Source organism: Streptomyces sp. ICN903, assembly GCF_022015835.1.
Taxonomy (GTDB): Bacteria; Actinomycetota; Actinomycetes; order Streptomycetales; family Streptomycetaceae; genus Streptomyces; species Streptomyces fenghuangensis.
Window position 1 is genome coordinate 1 of record NZ_JAKMAY010000277.1, and the last position, 7,548, is coordinate 7,548.

The 7,548-nt window shown below is 73.7% G+C and carries 8 protein-coding genes and 2 pseudogenes; 6 read left to right on the forward strand and 4 right to left on the reverse strand.

The window, feature by feature from the left end; translation table 11 throughout:
* Nucleotides 1-249: pseudogene (locus L7D48_RS23035) on the forward strand (1,4-beta-xylanase); the annotation flags it as partial.
* Between the two features lie 407 nt (nucleotides 250-656).
* Here the strand turns inward: L7D48_RS23035 and L7D48_RS23040 are convergent.
* Nucleotides 657-1,652 carry an AraC family transcriptional regulator gene (locus tag L7D48_RS23040; protein WP_237882035.1) on the reverse strand — a complete coding sequence of 332 codons (996 nt, stop codon included), beginning with the start codon at nucleotides 1,650-1,652 and terminating at the stop codon, nucleotides 657-659.
* 127 nt (nucleotides 1,653-1,779) lie between these two features.
* On the opposite strand from L7D48_RS23040, the gene L7D48_RS23045 reads away from it, so the two are divergent.
* From L7D48_RS23045 to L7D48_RS29600, 4 genes and pseudogenes are all read left to right on the forward strand, one after another.
* On the forward strand, nucleotides 1,780-2,010 hold the full coding sequence (locus L7D48_RS23045; RefSeq protein WP_237882037.1) for a hypothetical protein: 231 nt from the start codon (nucleotides 1,780-1,782) through the stop codon (nucleotides 2,008-2,010).
* Entirely contained in the window at nucleotides 1,997-3,454 is a 1,458-nt protein-coding gene (locus tag L7D48_RS23050) for an MFS transporter (RefSeq protein WP_237882039.1), read from the forward strand. Before L7D48_RS23045 ends, L7D48_RS23050 begins: the two co-directional genes overlap by 14 nt.
* A 119-nt stretch (nucleotides 3,455-3,573) precedes the next feature.
* The gene (locus L7D48_RS23055; protein WP_237882041.1) at nucleotides 3,574-4,497 is read left to right on the forward strand and encodes an SDR family oxidoreductase; all 924 of its coding nucleotides are present in this window, start codon (nucleotides 3,574-3,576) and stop codon (nucleotides 4,495-4,497) included.
* 87 nt (nucleotides 4,498-4,584) lie between these two features.
* Nucleotides 4,585-4,689, forward strand: a pseudogene (locus L7D48_RS29600) (beta-ketoacyl synthase N-terminal-like domain-containing protein); the annotation flags it as partial.
* A 39-nt stretch (nucleotides 4,690-4,728) separates the two neighbouring features.
* On the opposite strand, the gene L7D48_RS23060 reads toward L7D48_RS29600, so the two are convergent.
* Together L7D48_RS23060 and L7D48_RS23065 are read right to left on the reverse strand one after the other, a co-directional pair.
* Nucleotides 4,729-5,223, reverse strand: coding sequence for a hypothetical protein (locus L7D48_RS23060; RefSeq protein ID WP_237882043.1), 495 nt, complete (start codon nucleotides 5,221-5,223; stop codon nucleotides 4,729-4,731).
* A gap of 124 nt (nucleotides 5,224-5,347) precedes the next feature.
* Nucleotides 5,348-5,665 carry a DUF2795 domain-containing protein gene (locus tag L7D48_RS23065; RefSeq protein WP_237882044.1) on the reverse strand — a complete coding sequence of 106 codons (318 nt, stop codon included), beginning with the start codon at nucleotides 5,663-5,665 and terminating at the stop codon, nucleotides 5,348-5,350.
* A gap of 127 nt (nucleotides 5,666-5,792) precedes the next feature.
* Between L7D48_RS23065 and L7D48_RS23070 the strand changes: the two genes are divergently transcribed.
* A complete protein-coding gene (locus tag L7D48_RS23070) occupies nucleotides 5,793-6,548 on the forward strand; it encodes a VWA domain-containing protein (protein WP_237882046.1) in 756 nt (251 codons plus the stop codon).
* A gap of 34 nt (nucleotides 6,549-6,582) precedes the next feature.
* On the opposite strand, the gene L7D48_RS23075 is transcribed toward L7D48_RS23070, so the two are convergent.
* Nucleotides 6,583-7,548, reverse strand: a 966-nt coding sequence (locus L7D48_RS23075; RefSeq protein ID WP_237882048.1) for a hypothetical protein, incomplete at its 5' end; no start/stop codon positions are given.

A 7,548-nucleotide genomic window follows, 5' to 3' on the forward strand; every position in this document is an offset into this window, starting at 1 on the left:
CTGTCCGCCGGCGAGAGGTGGGACGACCGCTACAACCTCAACGTCTCGGTGTCCGGCTCCAGCAACTGGACCGTGACGATGAACGTCCCCTCCCCGGCCACGATCCTGTCGACCTGGAACACCACCGCCACCTGGCCCAGCAGCCAGGTCATGGTGGCCAGACCCAACGGCAGCGGCAACAACTTCGGGGTCACCATCAAGCACAACGGCAACTGGACCTGGCCAACGGTCTCCTGCAGCGCCGGTTAGCTCCCGGCAGCACTCCGAGCACCGCACCCCTGGCGCGGCGGCCCCCGGCCGCCGCGCCACGGCGTTCCCGGGGAGCCCGCCCCGGGCCCCGGGGCGGGCCGGCGGCGATGGGTCGCCCACGGTCTTCTCCACCAGGCGGGGTCGCCCGCCGGGGAGAGCCGCCCCGGGCGGAAGCGGTGGTCCGCGCCGAGACGGGAGACCGGATCACCGGCCCGGGCGGCGGTCGGGACCTCTGTCGGTGCGCGGACCTCGGTGAAGTCGCCAGGTCCCGCTCGGGCGGCAGGGAGCCCTGTGCCGCGACGACGCGGACGTGCCGGCCAAATCCCCGGAGCCGATGTCCGACCGCACCGCGGACACCACGCGCGACGGATGGCCGCGGTCGACGGCGTGCTGGGCACCGCCGACGCCTACCGCCGCGCGCTTGCGTCCGGTGGCGGGTGATCCGCCTCCGGCGTCGGTGCGGCCGCCTGTCGGGAGGCGCGGTACTCCCCCGGGGTGATGCCGAACTCCTTGCGGAAGGCGATGTGGAACCCCACGGCGCTCCGGTAGCCGACCCTCTCCGGGATGTCCGCCTGCGCCACGGTCGGGTCCGCGAGCAGCAGCCTCGCCTCCTGCATCCTGCGGGCAGCCAGATGACGCGCCGGCGGTTCGCCGACGAGCCGCCGGAACGTCTGGGCGAACGCGGACCGCGACATGCCCGCCTCGCGGGACAGCGACTCGACCGTCCACGGTTTGTGGTACCCGGCATAAATCGCCAGTAGCGCCCTGCCGATGCCCGGATGCCTGAGCGCCTGGAGCGCGGGCGAGGTCTCGGCAAGCCGCTCCAGTGCCGTGCGCAGGGCCAGGACGAAGATCATCTCGAAGGCGCGCAACGTCACCAGCCTGGCGCCCGGGGCCGTCCGCTCCATCTCGATGGTGAGGGACTCCAGTGTGCGCCGCAGCAGGAGCTCGCCCTCGAGCATGTCCCTGCGCAGCACGATCACCCGGGGCAGCGCGCGGTAGAGGGACGGCTCACCGGCCGGGTCGTAGTGGAGGCTCGCGCACAGTATCTCCGTGTCCGGCTCCTCGCTGCCGACCGTCACGCACAGGGAGGAGCCGGGGCTGGTGTCGGGAAGGAGGGACTTCAGGGGAAGAGCGGAGCGCCCCCGGCCCTCGCTGTCGGCGAACGTGTGCGCGGTGCCGTGAGGGAAGACCGCGAGGTCCCCGGTGCCCAGCCGCAGTGGCTCCGCCCCGTCGCCGAAGGAGATGACGCACCCGTTCCTGAGCATGTAGTGCAGGACGGCGCAGCTGTCGTCGGCGCCCCGGACTCCCCAGCGGCCTCCAGCGATCCACTTGCTGTAGAAGATGCCGTGCAGTCGTAAGGGGCGCAGAAGCTCGCTGAGGACATCGGTGCCGGCAACCATGGACGATCCTTAAATCGGGGCAGCGCTTCACTTATTGATCGCGATCACCGCATGCAGAACGCTTGGTCGAGGGACGGTGTTCCACCCCGCACCGACCCGTTCGACCGACCTCACAGAGGGCTGGAGCATGCGCATCCTGATCGCCGGGGCCGGGACCGGAGGACTCCCGGCGGCGCTGAGCCCGCACGACGCGGAGTACGAGCGCTTCTACCACGGAGCCCCGCACGTCTACCTCCCCGGCATCGTCCGCGACGGCAGCCCCGAGGCGCTGGAGGCGCTCACGCGCTCCTGCCTCGACGGTTACGACCTGCGCGACGAGCCGGCCGCCGCCCCGGGAGGCGTCCATGGCCTCGCCTGACCGCAGGCACGCGCTGGCGCTGCTGGCCTGCACGCAGTTCGTCCTCATCCTCGACACGGCGATCATCAACGTCGCGGCCCCGTCCATGGGGCGTGAGCTGGGCATCTCACCCGCCGAGCTGTCCTGGGTCGCCAACGCCTACCTGGTCTCCTTCGGCGGTCTGCTGCTGCTCAGCGGACGGGTGGCCGACCTCGTCGGCCGCCGCAGGCTGTTCGTGGCCGGACTGGGTGTGCTGGCGGCCGCCTCCCTGCTCGGGGCGCTGGCCGACAACGCGTTCCTGCTGATCACGGCGCGCGCCGCGCAGGGTGTCGGCGCCGCCATGGCCGCCGCCTCGGCGCTGGCCCTGCTGCTGATGCTCTTCGAGAGCGGGCCCGAGCGTCACCGGGCGCTGGGCATCTTCGCCGCGATGGCCGGTGCGGGCGGCGCGGCGGGGACGGTGCTGGGCGGAGTGCTCACCGACTGGCTCGGCTGGGAGTCCACCTTCGCGATGAACGTCGTCGTCGCGGTGGCGCTGGCCGTTCTGGCACCCCGGCTGCTGCCGCCGGGCACGGTGCGGCGCGACGGCCGCGGCTTCGACCTCGTCGGCGCGGTGACGGTGACGGCCGGACTCGCCCTGCTGGCGTACGCGCTGGTGAACGCCGGGGAGGCCGGCTGGAGCAGGCCGGGCACGGTGCTGCCCGGTGGTGCGGCCTGTCTCGCCCTGCTGCTGTTCGTGCTGGTCGAGCGGCGCGCGACCGCCCCCCTGGTGCCGCTGGCGGTCTTCAGCCGTCCGACCCTGCGGCTGGCCAACGTCCTGGCCGGCATGTGGCAGATGTCGCTGTTCCCGATGTTCTTCCTGGTGAGTCTGTACCTCCAGGCGGTGCTGGGCTACGAGCCCGTCATGGGAGGACTCGGCCTGCTGCCCCTGTCGCTGACGGTCGTGGTGGTGGCTTCGTACGCCGACCGGCTCATCGGCCGGTTCGGCCTGCGCGCCGTCATGTGCGCGGGCTTCGTCATGGTGGCCGTCGGCATGGCCTGGCAGTCCGCGCTCTCCGCCTCGGGCTCGTTCGTCACCGACGTGCTGCCGCCGAGCCTGCTGCTGGGGGTGGCGCTTCCGCTGGTGTCGGTCACCACCAACGTCGCCGCCACCCTCGACACCTCGCCGGAGGAGGTGGGACTGGCCTCCGGGCTGGTCAACACCAGTCTCCAGTTCGGGTCCGTCATCGGTCTCGCGGTGCTGTCCGGGGTCGCGGCGGCCCGGACGGAATCGCGGGGCCCCATCGGCTCCGAGGGGGCCGTGGACCCGGTCGCGCTCACCGACGGGTTCAGCGCGGCCTTCCTGGTCGGTGCGGGAGTGGCCGTGGTGGCCGCCCTGCTGGCCCTGCGGCTGCGCGTCCCCGCGCCCGGAGAAGTCCAGGGCGGCACCGGGGCGGGCACCGCCGAGCGGTCTCCCGCCGCTCCCTAGCACATCTGGACGATCGCTATATCCCTCAGGTCTTCGGTTGATTGCGCCGCGGCACGGCAGCCGGGAGGCTCTGAGGCGCGAGGTCGGCCGGAAACACCCCATGAGCAGAGAGGCAGGAGATGACTGACACTCGCCGGAAACAGTTCCTGGTGACAGGAGCCACCGGCTTCCAGGGCGGGGCCGTGGCCCGGCTGCTGGCCGACCGGGGACACGCCGTACGGGGCCTGGCCCGCCGCCCCGGGGCCGGACCGGCCCCCACGTCCGCCGCCGTCGACTACGTGCCCTGCGACCTGGGCGACGCGGACGAGGTACGCCGCGCGTTCGAGGGCGTCACGCACGCCTCCGTGGTGATGCCGCTGGTGTACGACTCCGAAACGGTGCTGCGCTACGCGCGGAACATCGCCGACGCGGCGCGTGAGGCGGGAGTGGAACGGCTCGTCTACAACGTCAACACCCCGCTGCCGAAGGAGACCACGCCGTACGCCGCGTTCGAGACCCGCCGTGCGGCGGAGTCCGTCCTGCGCGAGAGCGGGGTGCCCACGGTGGTGCTGCGCCCGCCGGTGTACCTGGACAACCTGTTCAGCCCGTGGAACGGCCCGGCGCTGGTCAACGACGGTGTGCTCGCCTACCCGCTGCCGGCCGGGCAGCGGGTGGCGTGGATGTCGCACGACGACCTGGCGGCGGCGACCGCCGCGGCCCTGGAGGGGGAGGGTCTGGCGGGACAGGTGATCGGCGTCGGCGGGGCCGAGGTCGTCACCGGCCCGGAGCTGGCCGAGGCCTTCTCCTCGGCCCTGGGGCGCGAGGTGTCCTACCAGCAGCTCGACGTCGGCCACTTCGAGGCCGGCCTGGCCCAGCTCCTGGGCGCCGAGTCGGCCGCCGGGGTCGCGGGCATCTACCGCTACGCCGCCGACGGCGGGGACCCGGACCTGCTCGCCCCGGACCCGTCCGGGGTCGAGCACACGCTGGGCATCCGGCTGACCCCGATCACCGACTGGGTCAAGGCCCAGCCCTGGGAGCACTGGGCGGCCGAGAACACCGGCTGACGCCGGGCAGGGGGAAAGCAGTTCCACAGGGGGGTGGAAGTGAGCGCACCGAGCACGCGGCCCGATACCGGCCGGGAGCCGACAGCGGTGATCGGGCTGGGGTGTCGGCTGCCCGGGGCACACGTCCCCGAGCAGCTCTGGGACCTGCTGCGCCAAGGCGGCAACGCGGTCGGAGAGGTTCCGAAGAACCGTTCCTTCCCGTCCGGTCCCGCCGTGCCGGGACGGCGCAGGTCAGCGGCGGGGCTTGGTCTCGTAGCGGGGGCCGATGCCGGGGCCCGCGTCCTCCTGGACCTCGGTGGCCAGCTTGTGGACGGCCACCAGATCGTGCAGCAGCACCCGGGTCCGCTCCTCGGGCAGCTCCGCGGCCCGGGACACGTCCTGGAGGTGGACGGGCTCGCCGGGGTGCCTGCCCTCCTCGGCCGCGAGGGCGCGGAAGACCTTCTCGTGCTCCTCGCCGTACGGCGGCGCGCCGCGGCCGGTGAACGTGCGGCCGGTCTGCCCCACCGGACGGGAGCCGGTGTCCGCGGCGCGCCGGCCCTGCTTGCCCTGGTCCCGGGTCTCCAGCCGCTCCTCGTGCGTGATCGCGGACCGGCCGGTGAGGTGGGTGCGCTGCTTGGACGCGCCCGTGGTCTCGCTCCGCTCGCTGGGCTGCTGCCCGGCCCGCTCGGCCTCTCGGGCCGCGGCCCGCTTCTGGTCCTCGTCGCCTTCCATCTTCTTGCCCGACATGGAGCCTCCTTTCAGGGTCTCGGGAGCCCGGGCACCGGGCCTCCGGGGCCCGGGCCGCGAAAACACGGAAGTCGCCGCCGTCGGTGGGCCGGCACCTCCCGCGCCGGAGGCGCGTCCGCCTCCCTCAGCGATCCAGTTCGTCCTCCACGGGGGGTTTGGGTGCGTCCCTGAGGTGCTGCGACAGTCCCGGCTTGCCACCCTTCCGGGCCTGTTCGGCCCGCTGGGCGGCGCTGTGCCCGAGGTCGGAGTCGGGATCCACCCGGACCGAGCGCGCGACCTGGTCGCGATTGTCGTACCGGTCCGGGGGGATGCCGCGCAGCGCCTTGAGCGCCTCGCCGGACGCGCCGCCGACCTTCGCGGCCCGCAGCAGCTCGTCCTTGTCCGCCGGGAAGTCGACGTCCTTCAGCGCACCGAGGATCTCCTGTACGTCCGTATGAGCCATGTCGGGCGAGTCCCCGGCAGAACGGGATGAAAACCGCCGATGGCGGCCGGTTGTCCACAGGGGTCCTGCCGCCGCCCGTGCCTCGGTTAGCCTCGGCGTCCGCAGTACCGAGCACGAAGGGGGCGTCATGGCCGTCGACCACGTGGAGAGGCCGGAGTCCGGAGCCGGGTCCGGACCGGCGATCAGCCTGGAGAAGGTGGAGGCCACCGCCCCCGGGCTGGTGAGTCTGTACAAGCAGGCCGCGGTCAGCCTGGAGAAGCACCGGCTGTCGGGGCAGCGGGCCGCGGTCTACCTGGTGCTGGACCGCTCCGGATCGATGCGGCCGTACTACCGCGACGGCACCGTCCAGCACCTGGCCGAGCAGGTCCTCGGGCTGGCCGCGCACCTGGACGACGACGGACGGGTGCCGGTGGTCTTCTTCAGCACCGGCGTGGACGGGAGCGCCGAGGTGGCGCTGGAGGACTACGCCGGGCGCGTCGAGGCCCTCCACTCGTCCCTGGGGCACATGGGCCGCACCAACTACCACCTCGCGATGGAGGCGGTGATCGGGCACTACCGGGCGAGCGGTTCCACCGATCCGGCGCTGGTGGTCTTCCAGACCGACGGCGGCCCCACCTCGAAGGCCGCCGCCGAGCGTGTGCTGTGCGAGGCGTCGCGCCTGCCGCTGTTCTGGCAGTTCGTCGGGTTCGGGGAGGACGAGTTCCGCTTCCTGCGGAAGCTGGACGACCTGCCCGTGCCGGGCAGGCGGGCGGTGGACAACGCCGGGTTCTTCGCCGCCGGCCCCGACCCGCGCGCCATACCCGACGCCGAGCTGTACGACCGGCTGACCGGCGAGTTCCCCGACTGGCTGCGGGCCGCCCAGGACGGCGGCATCGTGCGCTGACCCGGGCGGCCGCGGGCGGCGGGGCACGCGGCGGTCAGCGGCCCGTCCACAGGTAGGTGACGGTCACCCAGCCGTTGTCGCGCAGCCCGACGTCGCGGAAGGTGCCGTCGGCCAGGTCGATGCCGGCGGGGTTGAGCACCCGGCGGCCCTTCCCGTCGCGTCCGCCGTTGTAGCCCGTGTAGTACGCGGCCTCCGCCTCGGGCACCCCCCGCGGCAGGTCGCGGAAGGTCTGGCGCACCGAGGACGGGTTCCAGTAGTCGTCGCGGATGTTCCAGGGCCCGACGTCCCACACGGGGGCGGTGACGCAGCGGGCCGGGCCGCAGACCCGCACCGAGTACTCCCGGCCGCCCTTGCGCGACAGGCCCCGGCGGGAGGGAAGGGCCACGAAGCGGTCGTTCTCCCGGATGACGTGCCCGTTGGCGGTGGTGCGGCCGACCAGGCCGATCCGGGTGGCGAAGACACGGGCGCCGTACGCGGCGGCCGCCTGCGGCTCCTGCCGGGCGTCCGGGTCGGTGTCGGCGCTCACCTCCAGGCCGCGCAGCCGGATCGCGCCCTCGGGATCCCACATCGCCAGCCGGACCTGGACGGTGGTGACGGCGCGCGGGAGGACGGCGGTGCCGCCGTCGGCGTCGCCCGCCTCGCGCCACTCGGTCCACGGGCCGTCCCCGGTGCGGCCGCGGACGTCGAAGGCGATCCCCGCGTCGCCGGGCACCTGTGCGTCGGGCCTGATCCGGACACGGTTGGCCTGCCGGTCGAGCCGGTGCGGGGCCAGGACCTGGACGCCGTAGTCGCCGGTCGTGCGCAGCTCCCCGCCGGTGTGGCGGACGCCGCTGTCGTCGGCGTCCACCCGGGACAGGTCGGCCGCCCAGGTCTGGACGGGGCCGGGCGCCTCACGCGCGGCGGGAACGGGAGCCGGGGCGGCCGGCGGCGCGAGGCCGAGGCAGAGCAGAGCCACGGCCGGCAGGGCGGCACGGGTGGCGCGGGTGGTGCGGAACGGGCG